Here is a 23,656-nt window from a genome sequence, read left to right as displayed (position 1 = left end):
GAGTCGGCGCGAGAGGCGATGTCGCCTTCTCTGGGAAACAGCATGGTGTGGGAGAATTGATCAATCCAACGAAAAGCACTACATTGATCGTTAAATTTATCTGAAAGGTTTGGCCATGAACCCTATGCCGGCCGAGGGACGAGCGCCCCTGCCGTTGCTCGATACCGACGTACTGCGCACCTTCGTGGCGATCGCCGAGAGCGGCAGTTTCACCCGAGCCGCTCGGCAGGTGTTTCGCACCCCCTCGGCGCTGAGCATGCAGATCAAGCGCCTCGAGGAGACCCTGGGGCAGTCGCTGTTCGTTCGCGAGGCGCGCCGGGTACGCCTCACGCCGGAAGGCGAGCTGCTGCTCGGCTATGGGCGGCGGTTGCTCAGTCTCAACGAGGAGGCGGTGACCCAGTTCCTGGCGCCTTCCCTGGAGGGGCGCGTCAGTCTCGGCACGACCGATGACGTCGGGGCGCGCACGCTGCCCGGCATCCTGGCGCAGTTCGCCCGCTCGCATCCGGCCGTGGAAGTCAACGTGGTGGTCGGCAGCAGCCGGGAAATGCTGGCGCGCCTCGACGCCGGCGAACTGGACCTGGTGGTGTGCACCGCCGGCACCCAGGACCCCTCGATGCCGGTCGAATGGGTGCACAGCGAACCCCTGGTGTGGGCCGGGCGCGAGGGCGGGATGGCCGCCCAGCGCTCGCCGTTGCCGGTGGCCCTGGCCCATCAGGGATGCCCGTGGCGCCAGGCGGCGCTGGATGCCCTGGACCATGCCGGTCTGAGCTATCGGATCGCTTACACCTGCGAGCATTGCGCGGGGCAGGAGGCCGCCATGCTGGCCGACCTGGCGGTCGCTCCTTTCCCGCTGGGGCTGGTGCGCCCGCCGCTGCGTCGGATCGACGGCGGTGCCCTGCCGCCGTTGGGGGATTACCAGCTGGCACTGGCGCGTCGGCAGGGGCTGGGCGATGCCGGGGAGGCCCTGGCGACGCGCGTGGTCGAGGCCTTCGGCACCGCCAGCGGCTAGCGGCTGCGGTCAGTCCAGGGCGGACGGGCGGGCCGTCAGTGCCGACAGCGAGCTTCGCTGGCGCCCCTCGGCATCGAAGTTGTCCGGCGACAGCCAGCGTTGGAGGATCGCTTCCAGCGCCGGCCATTCGCCGTCGAGAATCGAGAACCAGGCGGTATCCCGGTTGCGTCCGGCCACCACTCGATGCTGGCGGAAGACGCCCTCGAAGCGAAAGCCCAGCCGCTCGGCGGCCCGCCGTGACGGGGCGTTGAGGGCATCGCACTTCCACTCGTAGCGGCGATAGCCCAGGGCGAAGGCGTGCCGCATCATCAACGCCATGGCCTCGGTGGCGGCCGGCGTGCGCTGCAGGCGCGGCGAGAAATGCAGGTGACCCACCTCGATGCTGCCCTGCTCGGGCACGATGTTCAGGTAGGCGGCCACTCCCAGCGCTCGGCCGCTGGCCCGCTCGACGATGGCATGGAACCGCGGATCCCGGCTGTCGGTCCGCTCGGCCAGCCAGGCGTCGAAGCCGCGCCTGTCCCGGTAGGGGACACCGCCGAGGTAGGTCCAGCGCGCTTCGGCGGCGTCGCCGGGCGCCGTTCCCGCCTCGCCCAGGGCCGCATGCAGTGAGTCGCCGTGGCGGTCGGTCTCCAGCGGCTCGACGCGCACCCGGTGGCCGGTGAGGGTAGCGTCCGGGAGCGGCGTCGCTCCCTGCCAGCCGGGCACCGCCTCGCCAACGGGTTGGCCGAAGGGCGTCCGTGAACGCGTCGAGGTGCCAGGGGTATCAGTGGTCATTCTCGCTCTCCGTCTCGATCAGGGTCTTGGCATAGCGTTCGGTATAGCGCCCCAGCTGCCGGGCCAGCGGGTCGGCGCTGTCGGCCAGGCCGGCCAGCACGCCGGCCTGGTCCTCCCGAGAACGGTTCAATCCCAGCTTGGCCTTGCCCTGCAGCTCGTCCAGGCGGATCCGGAAGCCGACGACGCCCTTGAGCAGTCGTTGGCGATAGGCGGGACTCATGATGTCCGGTTCATCGAGCAGCTCGGGCTCGTACTTGGCCACCAGCGCGTCGAGTGCCGTCAGGGTGGCGTCGTCGTCGAGCCGTTCCAGGGTGCCGCCGGCATGCACGGTGGCATGGTTCCAGGTCGGCACCGCCGGCCTGGCGGCGTACCAGCGGGGGGAAACGTAGCTGTGGGGGCCCTGGAAGATGGCCAGCACGCGCCGGCCCTCCAGCCCCTGCCAGTGGGGATTGGCGCGGGCGAAGTGGCCGTAGAGGGTGCCCAGATCGCCTTCGTCGCGCGCCAGCACCAGCGGCAGGTGACTGGCCTGCAGGCTGTCGTCCACCAGGCTCGCGAAGCCGTGGGCATCGATCAGCGCCTGGGCCTGTGCCAGCGGCATGCGGGTATCGCGGGGTCGGGTCATGGGGGGGCTCCGTGAGTGTGCCGTGTGCTTAGCCGAGGCTCAGGGCATAGTGATGAAACGCCCGGTCGCGCTGCCAGCCTTCGGATTCGTACAGGGACTGGGCGGTCCGGTTGTCGATGCCGGTGGCCAGCTTCAGATGGTGGACCCCTTCGGCCAGGGCCAGCTCGGCCGCGGCCTGCATCAGGGCCCGGCCGATGCCTCGGCCTCTGGCCTGGTGCGCCACGAACAGGTCGTTGAGCTGCCATTGCCGGGCGAGTCGCACGGTGCTGAAGGAGGGATAGAGCTGGACGAAGCCTTCCAGGGTGCGGTCGTTCTCGTGCACCAGCAGGTGCGAGTCGCCCAGTCCCAGGCGCCGGGCAACGAAGCGGCGGGCGGCGTCAGGGTCGCTGGGCTGGCCGTAGAAGACCCGGTAGGCATCGAGCAGATCGCCGAGCGCTTCGACGTCGGCGAGACGGGCGTGACGGATGGCCATGGTGATCTCCTTTCTGTTGGCAACGGTGACACCGTCTGAGTCTGTGGGCATAGTGGTTCCCTGGTAAGAACCAGTTATGGGGAAAATCATGGAACCGGTTGCCGCCGTGCACGCCGACTGGGTCGGCGAGGCGCTGGGCATCGAGCTGACCCGAACCTCTTCGCTGCCGCTGGCTCGCCGCCTGTATCGAGCGCTGCGCAGCTGGGTGCAGTCGGGGCGCCTGGCCAGCGGCTGTCGGCTGCCGTCGTCGCGCCGGCTGGCCCGCGAGCTGGGCGTGGGGCGCAACAGCGTGCTGGATGCCATCGACCAGCTGGTCGCCGAGGGCTTCCTGGAGCCCCGTCCCGGTGCTGGCACCTTCGTCGCCGACCTGCCGTTCGGTCGTATCGAGGCACCGGCCGAGGAGGCCTCGGGCGGTGGCGCACCGCGGGCGGCGCTGTCCCCCCGCGGCGAGCGCCTGCTGAGGTTCAGTGCTGCCTCGGGCGGCCATCACGAAGCCTTCCCGCCGGGCGTGCCGGCCCTCGACCGCTTTCCCCGCGAGCTCTGGGAGCGGCTGCTCAGGCGCCACCAGCGGCGTGCCCCCGACGCGTGGCTTGATTACCGCACCCAGGGCGGCGTGACGGCGCTGCGTGAGGTGCTGTGCGACTATCTGCGGCTGTCGCGCTCGGTGCGCTGTCGTCCGGAGCAGGTGCTGGTGGTGCAGGGGGCGCAGCAGGGCTTCGAGCTGATCGCTCGGATGCTGGCCGATGCCGGCGACACGGTGTGGATGGAGGAGCCCGGTTACGGCGGCGCCCAGGCGTGCTTCGATGCCTCCGGCCTCGCGCTGGTGCCGGTCCCGGTGGACGGCGAGGGCCTGGATCCCGCTCGGGTGCCTTCCGGTCATGCGGCGCCGCGGCTGATCTACGTGACGCCCTCCCATCAGTATCCCAGCGGCGTGACCATGAGCCTGGCGCGGCGCCTGGCGCTGCTCGAGGCGGCCGAGACGCATGGTGCCTGGATCGTGGAGGACGACTACGACAGTGAGTTCCGCTACGACCAGCGCCCCATCGCCGCCCTGCAGGGGCTCAGCGAGTCGGCACGGGTGATCTATGTCGGTACGCTCAGCAAGGTGCTCTATCCGGGGCTGAGGCTCGGTTACCTGGTGTTGCCCGAGTCCCTGGTGGAGCCCTTCCGGCGCGCCAATGCCCGCCTGCATCGCGAGGGGCAGTATGCGGTGCAGGCGGCGCTGGGGGAGTTCATCGCCGCCGGCCATTTCTCGCGCCACGTGCGCCGGATGCGCGACTGCTATCGCCGGCGTCAGGCGCTGCTGCGCCGGGTGCTGGCGCCGGCCGTGGCGCGGGGGCTCGAGCTGTCGCAGGGGCAGGCCGGCATGCATCTGGTGGCCTGGCTTGGCGACCGGGCCCTGGAGGCGGAACTGGTCGCGCGCGGTGCGGCGGCAGGCGTCACCCTGTCGCCGCTGTCGGGCTTCTATCTGGAGGCGCCGGGAAGGCCAGGGCTGGTACTGGGCTACGCCGGCACCCGCGACGACGAGATCCGGCGCGCCGGCCGCTGGCTTGCCGAGACCTGGCTGGCGCTGGTCGAGGAGCGAGCGGCAGCTACCAACGTGCCAGGCTGATGCCGCGGTCTTCCTCCATCGGACTCAGGGGCGCCAGGCGAGCGGATGGTCATGGCGCAGCACGCCTTCCTCGTCCCAGTCTTGCCAGCCGCTGAAGGGAATCGGCGACTCCGTATCGAGCCGCGTCAGCCGCTCTGCCCAGGCGGCCTTTTCGTCCTCGAGCCGGGCGCGGAAACCGGCCTCGTCCTGGTAGCGCAGCCCACCGCCCTGGACGCCGTAGACCACCTGGGGCGGCAGTACCGTCATGCCTAGGTAATAGAGCGAGCAGTGCAGGGGCCACAGCAGGGTGGCCATGTCGCCGCCACGGCCCCGCGGCGAGAAGGCCGCGGCCGGCGAGCCGGTGGTCACCGCGCACAGCGCTCGTACGCCGGCCAGGCGTCCGCGGTCGTAGCGCATGCTGCCGGAGTAGAGGCCGCCGTAGACGCAGACCCGGTCGAACCAGCCCTTGAGCATCGCCGGCGGGCCGTGCCACCACAGCGGAAACTGGAAGATCACCAGCTCGGCGTGCAGCAGCCGCGACAGCTCGCGCTGCACCGGGTCGGGGAGGGTGCCGGCCTCGAAGTGGTGGCGCTGCTCGGTCAGCGCCGAGAAGCTTTCGGGCGCGGCGCGCGGGGCGAAATGGTCCGCGCGCTCGACCGGGTCGAAGTTCTCGGCGTAGAGGTCGGCGACCTCTACCTCATGGCCCAGGCGGCGCAGGGTGTCGGCGGCGGTCTCCGTCATGGCGCCGTTGAAGGAGCGGGGCTCGGGATGGCTGTGGACGATCAGGACTCGCATGGCGGCCTCCGGGTCGCAGGGAATGTCCCGGCAGGCTAGTCTTTGCATCAGTGAACGAACATTCCCCATTATTTCAAATGGAATTTGCATGGATGAACAGGGGCTCGGTTGGGACGATCTGAGGGTGGCCCTGGCGATCGCCGAGACGGGGTCGCTGTCCGGGGCGGCACGCCGGCTGGGCGTCAGCCATGCTACGGTCTTCCGGCGGCTGGGGACCATCGAACGGCGCCTGGGCGTACGCCTGTTCGAACGCGGGCGGTCCGGCTATGTGCCCACGCCGGCCGGCGAGGAGCTGGCGGCCGCGGCGGGGCGCGTCGAAGCCGAGGTGGCGCGGGCCGAGCGCCGCCTGGCAGGGCGGGACCTGCGGCTGTCGGGAACGCTGAGGGTGACCACCACGGATACGCTGCTGATGGGGCTGCTGTCGCCGATCCTGGCCGATTTTCGACAACGACATCCGGCGATCGAGCTGGAAATCGCCGTCTCCAACCAGCTGTTCAACCTCTCGCGGCGCGATGCCGACCTGGCGTTGCGGCCGACCCGCTCGCCGCCGGAGCACCTGGTCGGCCGGCGGTTGGGCGACATCGCCCAGGCGGTCTACGTGCGTCGCGGGGCGGCGACCGAGAGCGCCTGGGTGGGGCCCGACCGTCACTTGGGCGACGCCGCCCTTGAGGCCTGGATGGCGGCCCGCACTCCGGGCGCGGCCTGTCGCATCGATACCCTGCTCGGCATGTTCTCGGCGGTGCGCGACGGGCTGGGCCGGGCGGTGTTGCCCTGTTACCTCGCCGATGCCGAGCCGGCCCTCGAGCGTCTCGGCGCGCCGATCCCCGAGCTCGCCACCGGCCTGTGGCTGCTGACCCACCCCGACCTGCGCCGAGTGGCGCGGGTCAAGGCCTTCATGGAGCACCTCGCCGAGGCGCTCGAGGCCCGCGTCTCTCGATTGGGCGGCGAGGGCGTCGACTGAGTCGGCCGGGCGTCGGCGGCCATGTCGGCCTCATAGCCACCAGGCCAGCACCAGGCCGGTCAGCAGCGATACCGCCATGGGCAGGACGACGCGTTGGCCGAGCTCTCGCGTTCCCAGGCCGGTGGCCATGCCCGCCTTGATGATGTTGTTGACCGAGGCGGCGATGACGATGCCGAGGACGACAGTGTCCGGGGCGATGGTGCCGTGGGACAGTCGGGCCAGCGACAGGGTGACGGCCCCCACATCGGCCATCCCGGAGGTGGCCGCCAGCAGGTAGACCCCGGCATTGCCCAGCCAGTCCTGGAGCCAGTGGCCGAGTAGCATGATGATCGCCAGCAGCACCCCGAACAGCAGCGCCATGCGCAGCTCCAGGGGATTCTGGTTCAGTGCCGGCCGGTCGACCTTGGCCGCGCGACGGTGCGAGCGCCAGATCAGCAGCGCTGACACATATAGCAGCACGGCCATCGTCGTCACCGGAAGCGCCAGCGGCGCGATCAGCGCCGGATTGATGACCAGGCAGTAGAGCATGATGCGCGGGAACATGGTGCCGCAGGCGATCAGGATGCCGGCCGCCAGCAGTGGCGAGAATTCCTGGTGCTGCCGCGACAGCCGGGCGAAATGCAGGGTCAGGGCGGTGGAGGAGCTGAGCCCGGCGAACAGGCTGGTGAACAGAACGCCTCTCTCCGGCCCCCCCAGGCGGATGGCGAAATAGCCGACGAAGGAGATCGCCGCGACCAGCACCACCATCCACCAGATCTCGTAGGGATTGAGGGCCGCCCCGGGGCCTATGGCGCGGTCGGGCAGCAGCGGCAGCATCACCACCGAGATCAGCAGCAGCTTGAGGCCGGCATCCATCTCGTGGGACTGCAGCTGGTTCAGCAGGCCGTGGATTTCCCGCTTGTTGTCGAGGATGACCGCCGTCACCACCGCGCAGGCGGTGGCCAGGGCCAGGTCGACGGCCACCGCGATGGCGCCGAAACAGAAGGTCAGCAGCAACCCCATCAGGCCGGTAATGCTGTAATCCTGGCTGAGCGGCATGCGGGCCCGGTAGGCCACCAGGGCGGAACCGGCCACGGACAGGAATATCAAGGGGAAGGCCCATTCGGTGACGGTCGTCGAGAGCAGGGCGGAGATGCCGCCGAGCAGCCCCACCAGCGCATGGGTGCGTATCCCGGCGATGCGTTCGCCGGCGTCTCGCGTTCGGGCGACCCAGCCGCGCTCGATCCCGATCAGAGCCCCCAGCAACAGGGCCACCGTTAACCGGATGGCCGTTTCGTTGTTGGTAATGAACTGGCTGGTGAGCTCTTCCATGGCCGGGCCGCTCTCGTCGTGATCATTCGGGATCGATGCAAAAACACTGACTTATATTCTGGGTGCTCGAGGCAGGGTGGGAAAGTCGCCACGCCATGCTTGCCATTCGATGGACGGGGGCAGACGGCGAGTCGCCGGCCTTGGCAGGAGGCCCCAAACGGGCCTGCACCGGGCCCCATGGCACATATCGAGCTTCCCTGATGACTTATCCACAGCGTGTGGAAAACGTTGGAAAGCCTCTTATAATCTTGTAGATGAGGCACCCTTTTTGGGGTGCCGACATGGCCTGGTCAACCGGATTTCCGGGGGAGGGTGTCATGAATACGCAGGAACTGAGGACTCACTGGCGTGAATGGCTGATGCTGCTGTTTGGCGCCTGGCTGGTGGTGTCTCCCTTCGTGCTCGGCTTCACGGCCGTTGCCAATGGAATGGCCATGTGGAGCGCGGTGATCCTGGGCCTGATCGTGGCGGGCTTCGCCGTCGCCGAAATCATGAAGCCCCGGATGTGGGAAGAAGGCGTCAGCGCGGTACTGGGGGTCTGCCTGATCGCCGCCCCGTTCGCGCTGGGCTTCGCCGATGCTCCGCTGGCGCTGTGGAACAGCGTGATCATGGGGGTGCTGGTAGGCGGCGACGCCATCTGGAGTCTCATCGACATGAGGCATCACGGCGGCCACGCCGCCTGATATCCGCGACGTCACGGGAAAGACAAGGGGGGAGGCCATGGCCTCCCCTCTTTCGCTTGGGACTCGCCGTCTGCCCCCACTCGCCACTCGCCACTCGCCACTCGCCACTCGCCACTCGCCACTTACCACTCACTAACGCCGCCGCCGTCCGTCGGCCTGCTAACTTGGATAGGTAGGCGACGAGCGACGAGTTCACGGAGAGGCATGGGCCATGAGTGAACGATCTCCCGAGCGGATTCGCAACCTGGCGCTGACCGGCCAGGCGGGCACGGGGAAGACCACCCTGGCCGAGGCGCTACTGGCGGCGGCCGGCGCCATCGGGCAGCTTGGCAGCGTGGAGAGGGGCTCGACGGTGAGCGATGCCGGGGCCCAGGAGAAGACCCTTCATCATTCGATCAGTGCCTCGGTGCTGGGGCTCGAATATGGCGACGTCTGGATCAATCTGCTCGATACCCCGGGATACACCGACTTCCAGGCGGCCGCGCTGTCCATCCTGCCTGCCGTGGAGACGGTGGCGGTGGTGATCGATGCCGAGAACGGCGTCGATACCACCGCCCGACGCATGATGCAGTGGGCGCTTGATCGTGGGCTGTGTCGTCTGGTGGTGATCAACCGTATCGATGCCGCTTCCGCCCGGCTCGAGGCGCTGCTCGAGGACGTCCGCCAGCTGCTGGGGGCCGAATGCCTGCCCCTCAACCTGCCCGCCGAGGGAGCCTCCCGGGTGGTGGACTGTTTCTTCGCCCCCCAGGGCGAGGCCGACTTCTCGTCGGTGGCGGCGACTCACGAGATGCTGGTCGATCAGGTGGTGGAAGTCGATGAGGCGCTGATGGCGCTTTATCTGGAACAAGGCGAGGAACTCAGCCCCGAGCAGCTCCACGCGCCCTTCGAGGCGGCGCTGCGCGAGGGCCACCTGGTGCCGGTGTGCTTCACCTCGGCGACCAGCGGCGCCGGGGTGCGGGAATTGCTGACGGTGTTCGAACGGCTGATGCCCAACCCCCTGGAGGGCAATCCGCCGCCTTTCCTGCGCCAGGACGCCGAAGGCACCCACCAGTATCTCGCCGCCCCCGATCCCGAGGCTCATGTGTTGGCGCATGTGGTCAAGGTCGAGCACGATCCCTTCCTGGGCAAGCTTTCGGTCTTTCGCGTCCACCAGGGCACCGTGACCCGGGATAGCCGACTGTTTGCCGGTGATGCCCGCAAGGCCTTTCGCGTGGGCACCCTGTATCGCCTCCAGGGCCGGGAACACCTCGAGGTGGAGCGCTGCGGGCCGGGTGAGATCGCCGCCCTGGCCAAGGTCGAGGAGGCCGGCCTCGACAGCGTGCTGCATGACTCCCATGACGAGGATCATATCCATCTGCGTCCGGTGGCGCTGCCCGCACCGGTGTTCGGCCTGGCACTCCACACGCGGCGCCATGGGGACGAACAGAAGCTCACCGAGGCCTTGGCAAGAATGACCGAGGAGGATCCGGGCCTGCGGGTAGAGCAGGATTCGGCGACCCGAGAGACGGTGCTGCGAGGGCAGGGCGAACTGCATCTGCGCATGGCCCTTGAGCGCCTGAGCGAGCGCTATCGGATCGAGGTGGACACCAGTACCCCCTCCATCGCCTACCGCGAGACCATCCGTGCCTCGGCTGCGGGACATTGCCGGCACAAGAAGCAGAGCGGCGGGGCCGGTCAGTTCGGTGAGGTGTTCCTGCGGGTCGAGCCGCTGCCGCGGGGAAGCGGCTTCGAGTTTGCCGATACCATCCGTGGCGGAGCCATCCCGTCGTCATTGCTGCCGGCGGTGGAGAAGGGCGTGCGCCAGGCCATGCAGGAGGGCGTCGCCGCCGGCTACCCGCTGCAGGACGTTCGTGTGGTGGTCGAGGACGGCAAGACCCATCCGGTGGATTCCAAGGAGATCGCCTTCGTCATCGCCGGACGCAAGGCCTTCCTGAATGCCGTGGAGGAGGCCGGCCCCCAGGTGCTCGAACCCCTGGTCGAGCTGGAGGTCGAGGGGCCCGGCTCGGCCATGGGCGATCTCACTGCGGACCTGGCCGCCAGCCGCGGGCGGATCCAGGACACTCGGACCCTGGGCGACCTGGTCAGCATCCAGGCGGTGGTGCCACTGGCCGAGATCGCCGACTACCCCAGGCGACTCAATGCCCTGACCGGTGGCAGCGGGCGCTATACCCTGCGTTTCAGCCACTACGAACCGGCTCCGGATCCCGTGCAGCGTGAGCTGATCCAGGCTCACCGGAGAAAACGGGAGGACGCCTAGCCAGCGCAGGGGAGCGCGCTGACGGGTCGTCTGATCCTCCCCTGGTCGGGCGACGCGGACTAGACTTATCCACAGGCCCTTGAACGAGCCAGAGCCAAGAGAGGGTGAAAGCCATGTCCATGGAACGTGTCAAACGCTTTCTCGACGAGAACGGCGTGAAATATGTCATCGAGCAGCATTCTCCCGCCTACACCGCTCAGGAGGTCGCCGAGGCGGCCCATGTGCCCGGCCGCCACTTCGCCAAGAGCGTCATGGTCATCGTCGATGGGCGCCTCGCCCTGGCGGTGCTGCCGGCTACCGACCGAGTCGACCTGCGGAAACTGGCCCAGTCGCTGGGTGCCCATTCCGTCGAACTGGCCGAGGAAGCCGATTTCAGCGAGCGTTTTCCCGACTGCGAGCCCGGGGCGATGCCGCCCTTCGGCAACCTCTTCGACATGGAGGTCTTCGTCTCGCCGCACCTGGCCGAGGCCGACCTGATTGCCTTCAGTGCCGGCAGTCATAGAGAGGTGATGCAGCTGCCCTACGGTGTTTTCGAGCGCCTCGTGAAGCCGGCAGAGGTGGCGATGTAGCTGGCGGTCATGACGATGTAGCCGGCGGTGTTGGCGCTGGATTCAGGGGGTGAGCCCCCAGGCCAGCGCCAGGCCCGCCAGCAGTGATACCGCCATGGGCAGGGCGACCCGGCGGCCCAGCTTTGCCGTGCCCAGGCCGGCCGCCATGCCGCTCTTGATGGCGTTGTTGACCGTGGCGGCGATGATGATCCCGAGCACCGCCGTGGACATCCCGATGGTGTCCTGGGACATGCGAGTCAGCGACAGGGTGATGGCATCCACGTCGGCCACGCCGGAGGAGGCCGCCAGCAGGTAGATGCCGGTATCGCCGAGCCCCTCCTCGAGCCACCGGCCGAGCAGCATGATCGCCGCCAGCAGCGCGCCGAACATCAGGGCCATGCGCAGCTCCAGCGGGTTCTGGCGCAGCGCCGGTCGATCCACCTTGGCGTCCTGGCGCTGGCCGCGCCAGATGACCAGGGCCGAGGCGTAGAGCAGCCCGCCCATTACGCCGACCGGCGGGGCCAGCCGTGGCAGCAGCTCGGGCCGGATGAGCAGGCAGTAGAACAGGATGCGCGGGAACATGGTGCCGCAGGCGATCAGGATACCGGCGGCCAGCAGCGGCGAGAGTTCGGGGTTGCGCCGCGACAGGCGGGCGAAGTGCAGCGTCAGGGCGGTGGAAGAGCTCAGGCCGGCGAACAGGCTGGTGAACAGTATGCCCTTCTCGGCACCCCCCAGGCGCATGGCGAAGTAACCGATGAAGGAGGTGGAGGCGATCAGCACCACCATCCACCAGATCTGGTGAGGGTTGAGGGCGTCGCCGGGACCCATGCCGCGATCGGGCAGCAGCGGCAGCATCACCACCGAGATCAGCAGTAGCTTGAGTCCTGCGTCCAGCTCGTGGGCCTGCAGCTTGTTGAGCAGGCCATGTATCTCGCGCTTGTTGTCGAGGATCAGCGCCGTCACCACCGCACAGGCGGCGGCCAGCACCGGATCCATGGCCACGGCCACGGCGCCAAGGCAGAAGGTCAGCAGCAGGCCGATCAGGCCGGTAATGCTGTAGTCGCGGCTGTGCGGCATGCTCGCACGCTGGGCGACCAGGGCAATGGCGGCCACGGCCAGCAGCAGCAAGGGAAAGACCCACTCGCTGACGGCCACGGAGAGCAGCGCGGCGAGGCCGCCGAGCAGGCCGACCAGGGCATGGGTGCGGATACCGGCGATGCGCTCTCCGGCCTTCTTCTCGCGCGCCGCCCAGCCGCGCTCGATGCCGATCAGCGCCCCGAGCAGCAGGGCGACGGTCAGCCGCAGGGCCGCCTCGTGGGCGGTGATGAACTGGGCGGTGACCTCATCCATTCGCGCGCTCCTGCGTCGCGATCGGTGCCGTGAACCCCGCGAATCGCGTGCCTTGGCCGGGCGACGATCGAGACGATCAGCCCCGCGGACGTTCGGGCGCGGCTTCGCGCTGCTTGACCTGCCAGGCTTCCAGCGAGAAGGCCGGCGCCGTGGACGGCGGCAGCGGTTCGCGGCCCAGCACGTGATCGGCGCCCTTCTCGCCGATCATGATGGTCGGGGCATTGATATTGCCGTTGGTGACGCTGGGCATGATCGAGGAATCGATCACCCGCAGCGCCTCGATGCCGTGGACCCGGCACTCGGGGTCGACCACCGCCAGGGGGTCGGTGCCCATGCGGCAGGAGCCGCAGGGGTGATAGGCGGTCTCGGCAGTGGCGGCGACCCAGGTGTCGATCTCGGCGTCGCTCTGCACGCCGGGGCCGGGGGAGAGCTCCTCGCCGCGGTAGGAGTCGAAGGCGGGCTGGGCGAAGATCTCCCGGGTCAGGCGCAGGGCGCGGCGATAGTCGTCCTTGTCTTCCTCGTCCTGCAGGTAGTGGAAGATCATCGACGGCGGTGCTTCGGGGTCTGCGGAGGTCAGGCGCACGCGCCCGCGACTGCGGGGCTTGTTGGCGCCGAGATGGACCTGGAAGCCGTGGCCCTCGGCGGCGCTGGAGCCGTCGTAGGCGATGGCGCCGGCCAGGAAGTGGTACTGGATGTCGGGGTAGCGCAGCCCCTCGCGGCTGCGGATGTAGCCGTTGGACTCGAACTGGTTGCTGGTGCCCAGGCCCCGCTTGAAGAACAACCAGCGGGCGCCGATCCACAGCCGCGCCAGGGGGTTGAGCCAGCCGTTGAGGGTGATCTTCTGGGTACAGCTCTGCTGCACCCAGACCTCCAGGTGATCGTGGAGGTTCTCGCCGACGCCGGGCAGGTCGTGGACCACCTCGATGCCGTGCTCGCGGAGGTGCTCGGCCGGGCCGATGCCGGACAGCATCAGCAGCTTCGGCGAGTTGAAGGCGCTGGCCGAGAGGATCACCTCGCGCCGTGCCCGCACCCGCACGGTCCTGCCCCGCTGGCGGTATTCGACGCCCACGGCGCGCTTGCCATCCATCAGCACCCGGGTGGTCAGGGCGTGCATCTCGAGCCTCAGGTTGTCGCGGGCGAGCGCCGGCTTGAGGTAGGCGTTGGCGGTGGAGCAGCGCACCCCATCGCGCACCGTCATGTCCATGCGGCAGAAGCCTTCCTGGCGATAGCCGTTGTAGTCTGCGGTCTCGCCGTAGCCGGCCTGGCGACCGGCCTCGATGAAGGCGCGGTAGAGCGGGTTCGCCATGTTGTTGCCGTTGCACACTCCCAGCGGGCCGCCGCTGGCGCGGTAGTCGTCCTCGCCGTAGAGGCAGTCCTCGGCGCGCTTGAAGTAGGGCAGCACCTCGGCGTAGCTCCATCCCTCGGCACCGCGCTCGACCCACTCGTCGAAGTCGCCGGCGCAGCCGCGAACGTAGGCCATGCCGTTGATCGAGGAGGAGCCGCCGATCACCTTGCCGCGGGCCTGGTGGATGCGCCGCCCGCCGAGGCCGGGCTCCGGTTCGGTGTAGAGCCCCCAATCGAAGCGTGGCTTGTTGAGCGGGATCGAGAAGGCGATGGGCATCTGGATGTAGAGGGAATCGTCCTTGCCGCCGAACTCCAGCACCAGCACCTGGTGCAGGCCGTCGGCGCTCAGGCGGTCGGCGAGCACCGAGCCGGCCGAGCCCGCGCCGACGATCACGTAGTCGACGACCCGGTTGAAGGTGGCATCGTTCATGGCGTCGCTCCTCGTCCAGGGTCATTCCCCGCGTGCGGCGGGGGTGTCCGGCATGATGGCCTCGCCGCCGGGCAGCTCTCGCTGGGTGTGCAGGAAGAACAGATGACGCTCGTACTGATCGAGGATGTCGGCGATCACCTGTTCCTTGGTGTAGCCGTAGATGTCATAGCCCTGGCCGCCCTCGCCGATATGCACTTGCAGCCGGTAGTAGTGGGTGCCCGCGTGGGTGGCGCGGATCGAGAACGCCGGCATGGCGCAGCGGTGCGGCCACACCTGGTAGGTGAAGTTCGGCTCGCCGCCGAGGTCGACGTTGAGCTCGAGATGCCCCTCCTTGTCGTTGCTCTCGACGAGCGCCGCGGTGATTCCCTGCTCACCGAGCACCTCGCGGATCTCTTCCATGGCCGGGCGCACGGTATCGCCGAGAAAGCGCCGGGCTTGCCCGCGACTGGGGAAGTGCATGGCCCGGGAGAGCCGCTGCCGCCAGGGATGTCCGGCGCCCTCGCCGGGCAGGCGCCCCGACAGGTGACCGGCCATGCTGCCGCGCAGGCTGTCCTCCTTGAGCCCCTCCACCTTCAGCGCCTTGAACAGGCCGAAGATCATCAGGAACAGCACGAAGGCGAAGGGTAGCCCCATGATGACCACCGCGCTTTGCAGGGCGCCCAGTCCGCCGGCCATCAGCAGCGCCAGGGTCAGGATGCCGATGATCGCCGCCCACAGGATGCGCATCCAGGAGGGGGCGTCGTGGTTGGGGTCGGTGAGCACCGAGGTCAGGTTGGAAAGCACCAGCGAGCCGGAATCCCCGGAGGTGACGAAGAACACGATGGCCAGGATGGTGGTCACCACCGTGGTGATCCATACCCAGGGGTAGCTCTGCAGGAAGAGATAGATCGACGAACCGGGGTTGTTCATGGCCTGTTCGCCGAAGTCGGCGACGCTGGCGGTGCCGCTCATCACCAGGTCGATGGCGCTGTTACCCATGATCGACATCCACGCCATCATGAAGGTCAGCGGCAGGATCAGGGTGCCGGCGACGAACTGGCGAATGGTGCGCCCCCGCGAGATGCGCGCCAGGAACAGCCCGACGAAGGGACCCCAGGCGATCCACCAGGCCCAGAAGAATACCGTCCAGGCGTTGAGCCAGTCAGAGGGCGGGTTGAAGGCGTAGGTGTCGAAGGACAGCCGGGCGAAGTGGGCCAGGTAGTCGCCGACGTTCATCACCAGGGCGTTGAGCAGGAACAGCGTCTTGCCGCTCAACAGCACGAACAGCATCAGCAGCACGGCCAGCAGCATGTTGAATTCGGACAGCCGACGAATGCCCTTGTCGACCCCGGTCACCGCCGAGATCGCCGAGAAGACCACGATCAGTATCGCCAACGCCGCCTGGGTGACGGTGTTCTCCGGCAGGCCGAACATGTAGTGAAGACCGAAGTTGAGCTGGATGATGCCGATGCCCAGGCTGGTGGCGATGCCGAACACGGTGCCGAGCACGGCGGCGATGTCCACGCTATGGCCGATGGGGCCGTGGATGCGGCGCCCGAACAGCGGATAGAGGGCGGAGCGGATGGTCAGCGGCAGGCCGTGGCGGTAGCTGAAGAAGGCCAGCGACATGCCGACCAGGGTGTAGATGCCCCAGCCGGACAGCCCCCAGTGCAGGAAGGTCAGCTCCATGGCGTGGCGGGCGGCTGCCGGGGTGCCGCCTTCGCCGACCGGCGGGGCCAGGAACTGGGTGACCGGCTCGGCGATGCAGAAGAACAGGAGATCGATGCCGATGCCGGCGGAAAACAGCATGGCCGCCCAGGTGATGATGTTGAAGTCCGGCGTCGAGTGCGCCGGGCCCAGGCGCAGCTTGCCGTAGCGGGACAGGCCGATGCACACCACGAACACCAGGTAGGCCACCACGGCGAGGAAGTAGAACCAGCCGAAGCTGTCCGAGATCCAGGCCAGCACGGTGTTGATGACGTTGCCGGCCGCCTGGGTAAAGAACATGGTCCACAGCGCGAAGGCGACGATGCCGATGGCCGAGCCGTAGAACACCACGGGATTGATGCGGTCGCGGCGCGGTTCGCTGGCGGGATCGGGAAGATTGGCCATGCCGTGCTCCTCGGGGCCTCATCCCGGCAACGCTGGTGCACCGTCCATGGTCGACCCGAACCGGGTGACGCCGCTGGCTGGGCGGGGTCTCCACGTCGGCGATGTGGCGCGCGACGGGAGGCGAATGGGCTATCTGGGTATAGGTAGGGCGCGGCGCGGGCGTCAAGGGAGACCGCTTGGCGGAGTACTCGACTTGCCACCCGGGCGAGGGTGTCGGATACTGTTTATAGATACAGTATTTCCAGGAGGCGCCATGTCATTGCCGAGGTCGTCTCTCGCCCATCTGCCTGCCGCTGACGGGCCGGGACCCGACCGGGCGGGCCAGCCGCTGCTCGGCTGCCGGGTGCGGGCCGGCTTTCCCAGTCCCGCCGACGATCACCTGGACGTGGAGCTCGACCTGCATGCCCATGTGGTGCGCCGCCCGGCGTCCACCTACTTCGTGCGCGCCGAGGGCGACTCGATGCTCGGCGACGGCATTCACGACGGCGATCTGCTGGTGGTGGACCGCAGCCTGGAGCCGCTGCCCGGGCGGGTGGTCATCATCGCCGTGGACGGCGAGCCCACCGTCAAGCGGCTGGCCCGGCGCGGCAACGGCCTGGTGCTGGAGGCCAGCAACCCGCGCTTCGCGCCGATTCCGCTGGCGGGGCGCGAGTGCCAGGTGTGGGGCGTGGTGACGCATGTGCTGCACGCCCTGCCGGGGGCGACGCCATGATCGCGCTGGTCGACAGCAACAACTTCTACGTCAGCTGTGAGCGGGTCTTCGCGCCGCGTCTCGAGGGCCGGGCGGTGGGTGTGCTGTCCAACAACGACGGCTGCGTGGTGGCGCGCTCGGAAGAGCTCAAGGCGCTGGGCGTGGCCATGGGCATGCCGGCGCACCAGATCCCCGCGTCGATGCGTCGGCGAGCGACGCTGCTGTCCAGCAACTATGCCCTCTACGGCGACATGAGCCGGCGCGTGAACCAGGTGCTCGGCGACTTCTCGCCGGACGTGGAGGCGTATTCCATCGATGAGAGCTTCGTCGGCCTAGAGGGGCATGAGCCCGATGACCTCGAGGCGTGGGGGCGGCGGCTGCGGGCGACGGTGCTGCGCGACACCGGCCTGCCGACCTGCGTGGGGCTGGGGCCGACCCGGGTGCTGGCCAAGACCGCCAATCGTGTCGCCAAGCGAATGCCCGGGCTGGGCGGCGTGTGCCGACTCGAGGCCGAGGCGTCCGAGACCCGCCGCGTGCTCGAGGCGTTGCAGGTGCACGAGCTATGGGGCATCGCCCGGCGTAGCGCCGAGCGGCTGGCACTGCAGGACATCCACACCGCCTGGCAGCTGCGCCAGGCCGATCCCAAGCAGATCCGTCGGACCTTCTCGGTGGTGCTGGAACGCATCGTCTGGGAATTGCGCGGGCGGCCGGCCATCCCCCTGGAGGACCTCGCCGAGCCGCGCCAGCGCATCATGGTGTCGCGCTCCTTCGGCCGCTTGACCGGTGAGCTGGCCGACCTGCGGGCGGCGATCCGCCAGCATGGCGCCAGGGCCGCCGAGAAGCTGCGTCGTCAGGGCAGCCTGGCCTGCGCGGTGCTGGTATTCGTGCGCAGCGACCCGCACCGGCTCGACGAACGCCAGTATCGCAACAGCCAGGTGGTGGCCTTGTCCGGCCCCAGCGGTGATACCCGCGAGCTGCTTGCCGCCGCCGGCCGTGCCCTGTCGGCGATCTTCCTCGAGGGCGTGCGTTACCAGAAGTGCGGGGTGATGCTGCTGGACCTGGTCGACGCCGAGCATCACCAGCTGTCGCTGCTGCGCGAGAGCGATGGCGCCGAGCGCCGACGAGGCGGGCAGCTGATGGCCACCCTCGATCGGCTCAACGGCCGTATGGGCCGCGATACCGTGCGTTTCGGGCTTCCCGGGGAAAGGGCCGCCTGGGCACTGCGCTGCGAGCATCTCAGCTCGCGCTATACCACCCGCTGGGACGAGCTGATGCGCGTCAAGGCGCGCTGAGCCGGCTCACGGATAGCGGCCGCTGCGGCGATTCTCCACCAGCACCTCGAGGATGGCATTGGCCTCCTGCATGACCGGCGAGGGCACTTCGCCGCGGCGACGGCTGCACAGGATCGGAATGGTGATGTGCTTTTCCGCCAGGTAGACGTAGCTGATGCCGTCGCGCTGGACGCGCTTCACCTGCTCTGGCACCAGGGTGATGCCCATCTCCGAGGCCACCAGGCCCAGCGCGGTCTGCATCTCGTTGGCCTCCTGCGAGACCGTGATCTTGAGCCCGCGGCGTCGGAACATGCCGAGCACGGTATCCGCCATGCTCGGTCGCGGCGTGGCGGGAAACAGGATCAAGGGGTACTCGGCCAACTGCGCCATGCTCGGCGTCGTGCCCTCCAGCGGATGGCCCTTGGGCAGCGCCGCCATCAGCGGCTCCTCGAACAGCACTTCCTGCTCGACCTCCGGGTCGTCGAGGCGCAGCCGGCCGAAGCCGATGTCGATGCGGCCGGCCTTGAGCGCCTGGATCTGCTGCACCGTGGTCAGTTCGACCAGCGTCAGCTCGACGTCATCCTTTTGTCGCAAGCCGCGCACCAGCAGCGGCAGCTGGCCGTAGAACACCGAGGGCACGAAGCCGATGCTGAACAGCTGGCGGTGGCTGCGGGCGATGCGTCGGGTATCGGCCACCGTGGTGTCGACCTTCTCGAGTATCTGCAGGGTATGTTCATAGAAGAACTGTCCCGCCGCCGTCAGCGCCAGGCCACGGGGCCCGCGGTCGAACAGCCTGACGCCCAGTTCCTTCTCCAGGTTGTTGATTTGTCGAGTTAATGGAGGCTGGGCGATGTGCAGCTTGGCGGCCGCCCGCGTCATGTTCAACTCCTTGGCCGCGACGCAGAAGTAGCGGAGATGGCGTAGCTCCATGATACCTCCAGGGTATGGCTAAGGACTTAAACCATATTGGTTGCCGGGCCTGGAGGCAATCAAACTGCGAACACTTCTTTCGTGCATAGCCCAGGAGCCTTCATGCCCGCCGTGATCGAGTCCTTAGAGACGCTGCTGGTCGACCTGCCGACCATCCGTCCCCACAAGCTTTCCATGGCCACCATGGCCTGCCAGACGATGGTCATCGTGCGCCTGCGTACGAGCGACGGCATCGAGGGGCTGGGCGAGGGCACTACCATTGGTGGCCTGAGCTACGGCCCCGAGAGCCCGGAGAGCATCAAGCGCAACATCGACGCCTATCTGGCGCCGCTGCTGGTCGGTCAGCCCTCGAGCAACCTCAACGCCCTGATGGCGCGGCTGAATCGTCACGTGCGCGGCAATCCCATCGCCAAGTCGGCGCTGGAGACAGCGCTGCTCGACGCCGAGGGCAAGCGCCGCGGCCTGTCGGTGGCCGAGCTGCTGGGCGGCGCCCGCCACACGCATCTGCCGGTGCTGTGGACCCTGGCCTCCGGCGATACCCGGAAGGATATCGATGAAGCTTTCCAGCGCCTCGACGACGGCCGCCACTGCGACTTCAAGCTGAAGATCGGCGCCAACGCCCTGGAACAGGACGTGCGCCACGTGGCGGACATCAAGGCGGCGCTGGGCGATCGGGCAAGCGTCAGGGTCGACGTCAACCAGGCCTGGGACGAGGCCACCGCGGTGCGCGGCATCGCCGCCCTTCAGGAGGCCGGCATCGCCTTGATCGAGCAGGCCATCCCGGCCCGCGAGCAGGCCGGCCTGATTCGCCTGGCCGAGCGCTTCCGGGTGCCGATGCTGGCCGACGAGGCGGTGGCCGATGCCCGGGACGGCCTGGACCTGGTGGCCGGCGGCTTCAGCGGCGCCTTCGCGCTGAAGATTGCCAAGGCCGGCGGGCCGCGGCCGGCGCTGGAGCTGGCGCAGCTGGCGCTGACGGCCGGTGTCGGCCTGTACGGCGGCACCATGCTCGAGGGCACCATCGGCACCGCCGCTTCGCTGCATGCCTGGGCGACGCTGCCCGAGATGGCCTGGGGCACCGAGATGTTTGGCCCGCTGCTGCTCAAGGACGACATCGTCGCCGAGCCGCTGCGCTACCACGACTTCGGCGTCGACCTGCCGGCCGGTCCCGGCCTCGGCATCGCCCTCGACGAAGACAAGCTGACCCACTATTCGCGCAAGTAAGTCCGGGCGCTGACACTGTTCCAGACAAGGAGACCCGCATGCTGTTCCAGGTAGAAATGACCGTGAAACTGCCGCCGGAGATGCCCGCCGAACAGGCCGCCGAGATCAAGGCGACCGAGAAGGCTTACTCCCAGGAGCTGCAGCGCGCCGGCAAGTGGCGCCACCTGTGGCGGGTGGCCGGCAGCTACTCGAACGTCAGCATCTTCGACGTCGAGGACAACGCCGAGCTGCAGGAGCTGGTCTCCCACCTGCCGCTGTTCCCGTACATGGAGATCGCCGTCAAGCCGCTGTGCCGCCATCCCTCGTCGATCCGTGACGACGACAGCTGATACGCCGTTCATCGATGACTCGCTATAACAACCATGAGGACGCCAGCATGACCGTGAAGATTTTCGATACCCCCGAGGTTCAGGACTTTCTCAAGGCCGTCAGCGGCTTCGAGCAGGACGGCGGCAACGAGCGCGCCAAGCAGATCCTGCATCGCCTGCTCTCCGACCTGTATCGGCTGATCGACGATTTCGACGTCAGCCCCGAGGAGTTCTGGAGCAGCATCAGCGTGCTCAACGCGCTCGGCCAGGGCACCCAGTTCGGCCTGCTGGCCCCGGGGCTCGGCTTCGACCACTACCTGGACATGCGCATGGACGCGGCCGACGCCGAGGCCGGCCGCACCGGCGGCACGCCGCGCACCATCGAGGGCCCGCTGTACGTGGCCGGCGCCCCGGAGCTGCAGGGCAGCGGGCGCATGGACGACGGCACCGATAGCGACGGCGAGGCGATGTGGCTGACCGGCCAGGTGCGCGACACCGACGGCCAGCCGGTGGCCGGGGCCAAGGTCGAGATCTGGCACGCCGACTCCAAGGGCGGCTACTCCTTCTTCGACCCGTCGCAGGCCGAGTACAACCTGCGCCGCTCGATCATCACCGACGCCGAGGGTCGCTACGCGGTGCGCAGCATCGTTCCCTCCGGCTATGGCGTGCCGGAAGGCGCGCCCACCGACCAGGTGCTCAAGGCCCTGGGCCGCCACGGCCAGCGCCCGGCGCACATCCACTACTTCGTCTCGGCGCCGGGGCACCAGCACCTGACGACCCAGATCAACCTGGCGGGCGACCCCTACACCTTCGACGACTTCGCCTTCGCCACTCGCGAGGAGCTGGTGGTCGCCGGGCAGCGAGTCGAGGATGCGGCAACGATCGAAGCACGCGGCTTCGAAGGCCCCTTCACCGAGGTGGTGTTCGACGTCGAACTGTCGGCGACTGCGGACCGTGAACTGCAGCATCGCCACAAGCGCCCGCGGGCCAAGGAAGACGAACAGGACCAGGCCAGCCAGCAGGCGGGTTCCGCCAAGGTCTGAGGACCCAGCCCGTTCTTTCTTCCCTGACCCCATGACAATCTCGAGGAGCCAGATCATGACCAGCAAGCTTGATCGTCTCGAACAACGCGTCCGCGGTGCCGTCGTCGACGACGCCGAGGCCGGTATCTTCCGCGTGCATCGCAGCATCTTCACCGACCCCGAGTTCTTCGAGCTCGAGATGAAGCATGTCTTCGAGGGCAACTGGCTGTTCCTGGCCCACGAGAGCCAGATCGCCGAGCCCGGCGACTACATGACCGTGACCCTGGGCCGCCAGCCGGTGATCATCACCCGCGACAAGGCCGGCGAGCTACATGCGCTGATCAACGCCTGCGCCCACCGCGGCGCCACGCTGTGCCGCAAGAAGCGCGGCAACAAGGGCACCTTCACCTGCCCGTTCCACGGCTGGACGTTCAAGAACGACGGCCGGCTGCTCAAGGCCAAGAACGAGAAGACCGGCGCCTACCCCGACGCCTTCAAGAGCGACGGCTCCCACGACCTCAAGCGGCTGCCGGTGTTCGAGAACTACAAGGGCTTCCTGTTCGGCAGCCTGAGCGCCGACGTGATGCCGCTGGACGACTATCTCGGCGAAACCCGCAAGGTGATCGACAACATCGTCGACCAGGCGCCGGAAGGCCTGGAGATCCTGCGCGGCACCTCGTCGTACACCTTCAACGGCAACTGGAAGCTGGGCGCGGAGAACGGCGCCGACGGCTACCACGTCAGCACCGTGCACTGGAACTACGCCTCGACCATGGATCGCCGCAACTACGACGCCGGCGGCACCCAGGCGGTGGACGCCGACGGCTGGTCGAAGAGCCAGGGCGGTTTCTACTCCTACGAGCACGGCCACATGATGCTGTGGACCCGGCTGCTCAACCCCGAGGTGCGCCCGGTCTACACCCGCAAGGACGAGATCGAGGCCGAGCTGGGCGAGGCCCGGGCCGATTCCATCGTCAACCAGACCCGTAACCTCTGCCTGTATCCCAACGTCTACCTGATGGACCAGTTCTCCACCCAGATCCGGGTGATCCGCCCGCTGGCCGTGGACAAGAGCGAGGTGACCATCTACTGCTTCGCGCCCAAGGGCGAATCCAAGGAGAACCGCGCGCTGCGCATCCGCCAGTACGAGGACTTCTTCAACGTTTCGGGCATGGGCACGCCGGACGACCTGGAAGAGTTCCGCGCCTGCCAGAACGGCTACCAGGGCCTGGACGCCGAGTGGAACGACCTGTCTCGCGGGGCCAAGCAGTGGATCGAAGGCGCCGACGACAACGCCCGGGCGATCGACATGAAACCGCTGCTGAGCGGGGCATCGCCGGAGGACGAGGGGCTCTACGTGCTGCACCACCAGCACTGGGTCGAGGAGATGCTGCGCGCCATCGACAAGGAACGCGGCCAGTTCATCGCCACCGAGTCGGCATAAGGGGGAGCACCATGAGCATGACTTTCGAAGACATCCAGGCCTTCGTGCATCGCGAGGCGCGGCTGCTCGACGACCGCCAGTGGGACGAATGGCTGACCTGCTACCGCCAGGACGCGGAGTTCTGGATGCCGGCCTGGGACGACGACGACCGGCTGACCGAGGACCCGCAGTCTGAAATCTCGCTGATCTACTACCCGAGCCGCGAGGGGCTGGAGGATCGGGTCTACCGCATCAAGACCGAGCGCAGCGGCGCGACCAGCATTCCCGAGCCGCGCACCACGCACCTGATCAGCAATCTCGAGGTGCTGAAACAGGAGGGCGACACGGTGGAGCTGCGCTTCAACTGGCACACCCTGAGCCACCGCTACCAGCAGACCAACCAGTTCTTCGGCACCTCGTTCTACACCCTGGACGTGTCGGGGGAGGCGCCGCTGATCACCCGCAAGAAGGTGATCCTGAACAACGACTACATCCATCAGGTCATCGACGTCTATCACATCTGACCGGGTCACGCTGACCGGGTCACGCTGA

22 protein-coding genes are annotated in these 23,656 nt (G+C 68.2%); 13 read left to right on the top strand and 9 right to left on the bottom strand.

Annotated features, from left to right (window positions below):
* The first annotated feature begins 115 nt into the window (after positions 1–115).
* Positions 116–1,009 carry a LysR family transcriptional regulator gene (locus FHR96_RS09535; RefSeq protein ID WP_379685113.1) on the top strand — a complete coding sequence of 298 codons (894 nt, stop codon included), beginning with the start codon at positions 116–118 and terminating at the stop codon, positions 1,007–1,009.
* A gap of 9 nt (positions 1,010–1,018) precedes the next feature.
* On the opposite strand, the gene FHR96_RS09530 is transcribed toward FHR96_RS09535, so the two are convergent.
* From FHR96_RS09530 to FHR96_RS09520, 3 genes are read right to left on the bottom strand one after another with little or no spacing between them, the layout of a single operon-like run.
* Entirely contained in the window at positions 1,019–1,783 is a 765-nt protein-coding gene (locus tag FHR96_RS09530) for a GNAT family N-acetyltransferase (protein WP_183387440.1), read from the bottom strand.
* Complete coding sequence (locus tag FHR96_RS09525; protein WP_246392878.1) at positions 1,773–2,405, bottom strand: FMN-binding negative transcriptional regulator; 633 nt, start codon at positions 2,403–2,405, stop codon at positions 1,773–1,775. Before FHR96_RS09525 ends, FHR96_RS09530 begins: the two co-directional genes overlap by 11 nt.
* A 28-nt stretch (positions 2,406–2,433) precedes the next feature.
* A complete protein-coding gene (locus FHR96_RS09520; RefSeq protein ID WP_183387439.1) occupies positions 2,434–2,877 on the bottom strand; it encodes a GNAT family N-acetyltransferase in 444 nt (147 codons plus the stop codon).
* Positions 2,878–2,965: 88 nt separating this feature from the next.
* On the opposite strand from FHR96_RS09520, the gene pdxR reads away from it, so the two are divergent.
* Positions 2,966–4,489: a MocR-like pyridoxine biosynthesis transcription factor PdxR gene (pdxR, locus tag FHR96_RS09515; RefSeq protein ID WP_183387438.1), complete on the top strand. Its 1,524-nt coding sequence runs from the start codon at positions 2,966–2,968 to the stop codon at positions 4,487–4,489.
* Between the two features lie 24 nt (positions 4,490–4,513).
* On the opposite strand, the gene FHR96_RS09510 is transcribed toward pdxR, so the two are convergent.
* Entirely contained in the window at positions 4,514–5,263 is a 750-nt protein-coding gene (locus tag FHR96_RS09510; protein ID WP_183387437.1) for an NAD(P)H-dependent oxidoreductase, read from the bottom strand.
* Between the two features lie 88 nt (positions 5,264–5,351).
* On the opposite strand from FHR96_RS09510, the gene FHR96_RS09505 reads away from it, so the two are divergent.
* Complete coding sequence (locus tag FHR96_RS09505) at positions 5,352–6,224, top strand: LysR family transcriptional regulator (protein WP_183387436.1); 873 nt, start codon at positions 5,352–5,354, stop codon at positions 6,222–6,224.
* A gap of 30 nt (positions 6,225–6,254) precedes the next feature.
* On the opposite strand, the gene FHR96_RS09500 is transcribed toward FHR96_RS09505, so the two are convergent.
* Positions 6,255–7,535 carry an MgtC/SapB family protein gene (locus tag FHR96_RS09500; protein WP_183387435.1) on the bottom strand — a complete coding sequence of 427 codons (1,281 nt, stop codon included), beginning with the start codon at positions 7,533–7,535 and terminating at the stop codon, positions 6,255–6,257.
* 317 nt (positions 7,536–7,852) lie between these two features.
* On the opposite strand from FHR96_RS09500, the gene FHR96_RS09495 reads away from it, so the two are divergent.
* The 3 genes from FHR96_RS09495 to FHR96_RS09485 all read left to right on the top strand — a co-directional run bounded on the left by FHR96_RS09495 (position 7,853) and on the right by FHR96_RS09485 (position 11,044).
* Positions 7,853–8,218 (top strand): SPW repeat protein, encoded by a 366-nt coding sequence (locus FHR96_RS09495; RefSeq protein ID WP_183387434.1) that lies wholly within the window; start codon positions 7,853–7,855, stop codon positions 8,216–8,218.
* Between the two features lie 211 nt (positions 8,219–8,429).
* Complete coding sequence (fusA, locus tag FHR96_RS09490; RefSeq protein ID WP_183387433.1) at positions 8,430–10,475, top strand: elongation factor G; 2,046 nt, start codon at positions 8,430–8,432, stop codon at positions 10,473–10,475.
* Between the two features lie 113 nt (positions 10,476–10,588).
* Positions 10,589–11,044: an aminoacyl-tRNA deacylase gene (locus FHR96_RS09485; RefSeq protein WP_183387432.1), complete on the top strand. Its 456-nt coding sequence runs from the start codon at positions 10,589–10,591 to the stop codon at positions 11,042–11,044.
* Positions 11,045–11,086: 42 nt separating this feature from the next.
* Here the strand turns inward: FHR96_RS09485 and FHR96_RS09480 are convergent, their stop codons facing one another.
* The 3 genes from FHR96_RS09480 to betT all read right to left on the bottom strand — a co-directional run bounded on the left by FHR96_RS09480 (position 11,087) and on the right by betT (position 16,238).
* The gene (locus FHR96_RS09480) at positions 11,087–12,373 is read right to left on the bottom strand and encodes an MgtC/SapB family protein (protein WP_183387431.1); all 1,287 of its coding nucleotides are present in this window, start codon (positions 12,371–12,373) and stop codon (positions 11,087–11,089) included.
* 76 nt (positions 12,374–12,449) lie between these two features.
* Positions 12,450–14,147, bottom strand: a complete 1,698-nt coding sequence (gene betA, locus FHR96_RS09475) for a choline dehydrogenase (protein ID WP_183387430.1) — start codon at positions 14,145–14,147, stop codon at positions 12,450–12,452.
* Between the two features lie 21 nt (positions 14,148–14,168).
* Positions 14,169–16,238, bottom strand: a complete 2,070-nt coding sequence (betT, locus tag FHR96_RS09470) for a choline BCCT transporter BetT (protein ID WP_183387429.1) — start codon at positions 16,236–16,238, stop codon at positions 14,169–14,171.
* Between the two features lie 253 nt (positions 16,239–16,491).
* Between betT and FHR96_RS09465 the strand changes: the two genes are divergently transcribed.
* The gene (locus tag FHR96_RS09465; RefSeq protein WP_246392877.1) at positions 16,492–16,950 is read left to right on the top strand and encodes a LexA family protein; all 459 of its coding nucleotides are present in this window, start codon (positions 16,492–16,494) and stop codon (positions 16,948–16,950) included.
* Positions 16,947–18,221 carry a Y-family DNA polymerase gene (locus FHR96_RS09460; RefSeq protein WP_183387428.1) on the top strand — a complete coding sequence of 425 codons (1,275 nt, stop codon included), beginning with the start codon at positions 16,947–16,949 and terminating at the stop codon, positions 18,219–18,221. Before FHR96_RS09465 ends, FHR96_RS09460 begins: the two co-directional genes overlap by 4 nt.
* A 6-nt stretch (positions 18,222–18,227) precedes the next feature.
* Here FHR96_RS09460 and FHR96_RS09455 read toward each other — a convergent pair whose 3' ends face one another.
* Entirely contained in the window at positions 18,228–19,130 is a 903-nt protein-coding gene (locus tag FHR96_RS09455; RefSeq protein WP_183387427.1) for a LysR family transcriptional regulator, read from the bottom strand.
* Between the two features lie 102 nt (positions 19,131–19,232).
* Between FHR96_RS09455 and FHR96_RS09450 the strand changes: the two genes are divergently transcribed.
* From FHR96_RS09450 to benB, 5 genes are read left to right on the top strand one after another with little or no spacing between them, the layout of a single operon-like run.
* Positions 19,233–20,351: a muconate cycloisomerase family protein gene (locus FHR96_RS09450; RefSeq protein ID WP_183387426.1), complete on the top strand. Its 1,119-nt coding sequence runs from the start codon at positions 19,233–19,235 to the stop codon at positions 20,349–20,351.
* 38 nt (positions 20,352–20,389) lie between these two features.
* Positions 20,390–20,680 (top strand): muconolactone Delta-isomerase, encoded by a 291-nt coding sequence (catC, locus tag FHR96_RS09445; protein ID WP_183386008.1) that lies wholly within the window; start codon positions 20,390–20,392, stop codon positions 20,678–20,680.
* 47 nt (positions 20,681–20,727) lie between these two features.
* Positions 20,728–21,702, top strand: coding sequence for a catechol 1,2-dioxygenase (gene catA, locus FHR96_RS09440; RefSeq protein WP_183387425.1), 975 nt, complete (start codon positions 20,728–20,730; stop codon positions 21,700–21,702).
* 55 nt (positions 21,703–21,757) lie between these two features.
* A complete protein-coding gene (locus tag FHR96_RS09435; RefSeq protein ID WP_183387424.1) occupies positions 21,758–23,125 on the top strand; it encodes a Rieske 2Fe-2S domain-containing protein in 1,368 nt (455 codons plus the stop codon).
* Positions 23,126–23,136: 11 nt separating this feature from the next.
* Positions 23,137–23,628, top strand: a complete 492-nt coding sequence (gene benB, locus FHR96_RS09430) for a benzoate 1,2-dioxygenase small subunit (protein ID WP_183387423.1) — start codon at positions 23,137–23,139, stop codon at positions 23,626–23,628.
* Positions 23,629–23,656: the final 28 nt, after the last annotated feature.

The organism is Halomonas organivorans (assembly GCF_014192055.1).
Classification (GTDB): Bacteria; Pseudomonadota; Gammaproteobacteria; order Pseudomonadales; family Halomonadaceae; genus Halomonas; species Halomonas organivorans.
The sequence above is the reverse complement of the archived record's forward strand: the minus strand, read 5'-3'. Positions and strand labels throughout refer to the sequence as shown.

Excerpts from the sequence above, each read along its gene's own strand:
- FHR96_RS09535 (WP_379685113.1), top strand. The coding sequence starts at position 116 with ATGAACCCTATGCCGGCCGAGGGACGAGCGCCCCTGCCGTTGCTCGAT.
- FHR96_RS09530 (WP_183387440.1), bottom strand. The coding sequence starts at position 1,783 with ATGACCACTGATACCCCTGGCACCTCGACGCGTTCACGGACGCCCTTC.
- FHR96_RS09525 (WP_246392878.1), bottom strand. The coding sequence starts at position 2,405 with ATGACCCGACCCCGCGATACCCGCATGCCGCTGGCACAGGCCCAGGCG.
- FHR96_RS09520 (WP_183387439.1), bottom strand. The coding sequence starts at position 2,877 with ATGGCCATCCGTCACGCCCGTCTCGCCGACGTCGAAGCGCTCGGCGAT.
- pdxR (WP_183387438.1), top strand. The coding sequence starts at position 2,966 with ATGGAACCGGTTGCCGCCGTGCACGCCGACTGGGTCGGCGAGGCGCTG.
- FHR96_RS09510 (WP_183387437.1), bottom strand. The coding sequence starts at position 5,263 with ATGCGAGTCCTGATCGTCCACAGCCATCCCGAGCCCCGCTCCTTCAAC.
- FHR96_RS09505 (WP_183387436.1), top strand. The coding sequence starts at position 5,352 with ATGGATGAACAGGGGCTCGGTTGGGACGATCTGAGGGTGGCCCTGGCG.
- FHR96_RS09500 (WP_183387435.1), bottom strand. The coding sequence starts at position 7,535 with ATGGAAGAGCTCACCAGCCAGTTCATTACCAACAACGAAACGGCCATC.
- FHR96_RS09495 (WP_183387434.1), top strand. The coding sequence starts at position 7,853 with ATGAATACGCAGGAACTGAGGACTCACTGGCGTGAATGGCTGATGCTG.
- fusA (WP_183387433.1), top strand. The coding sequence starts at position 8,430 with ATGAGTGAACGATCTCCCGAGCGGATTCGCAACCTGGCGCTGACCGGC.
- FHR96_RS09485 (WP_183387432.1), top strand. The coding sequence starts at position 10,589 with ATGTCCATGGAACGTGTCAAACGCTTTCTCGACGAGAACGGCGTGAAA.
- FHR96_RS09480 (WP_183387431.1), bottom strand. The coding sequence starts at position 12,373 with ATGGATGAGGTCACCGCCCAGTTCATCACCGCCCACGAGGCGGCCCTG.
- betA (WP_183387430.1), bottom strand. The coding sequence starts at position 14,147 with ATGAACGATGCCACCTTCAACCGGGTCGTCGACTACGTGATCGTCGGC.
- betT (WP_183387429.1), bottom strand. The coding sequence starts at position 16,238 with ATGGCCAATCTTCCCGATCCCGCCAGCGAACCGCGCCGCGACCGCATC.
- FHR96_RS09465 (WP_246392877.1), top strand. The coding sequence starts at position 16,492 with ATGTCATTGCCGAGGTCGTCTCTCGCCCATCTGCCTGCCGCTGACGGG.
- FHR96_RS09460 (WP_183387428.1), top strand. The coding sequence starts at position 16,947 with ATGATCGCGCTGGTCGACAGCAACAACTTCTACGTCAGCTGTGAGCGG.
- FHR96_RS09455 (WP_183387427.1), bottom strand. The coding sequence starts at position 19,130 with ATGGAGCTACGCCATCTCCGCTACTTCTGCGTCGCGGCCAAGGAGTTG.
- FHR96_RS09450 (WP_183387426.1), top strand. The coding sequence starts at position 19,233 with ATGCCCGCCGTGATCGAGTCCTTAGAGACGCTGCTGGTCGACCTGCCG.
- catC (WP_183386008.1), top strand. The coding sequence starts at position 20,390 with ATGCTGTTCCAGGTAGAAATGACCGTGAAACTGCCGCCGGAGATGCCC.
- catA (WP_183387425.1), top strand. The coding sequence starts at position 20,728 with ATGACCGTGAAGATTTTCGATACCCCCGAGGTTCAGGACTTTCTCAAG.
- FHR96_RS09435 (WP_183387424.1), top strand. The coding sequence starts at position 21,758 with ATGACCAGCAAGCTTGATCGTCTCGAACAACGCGTCCGCGGTGCCGTC.
- benB (WP_183387423.1), top strand. The coding sequence starts at position 23,137 with ATGAGCATGACTTTCGAAGACATCCAGGCCTTCGTGCATCGCGAGGCG.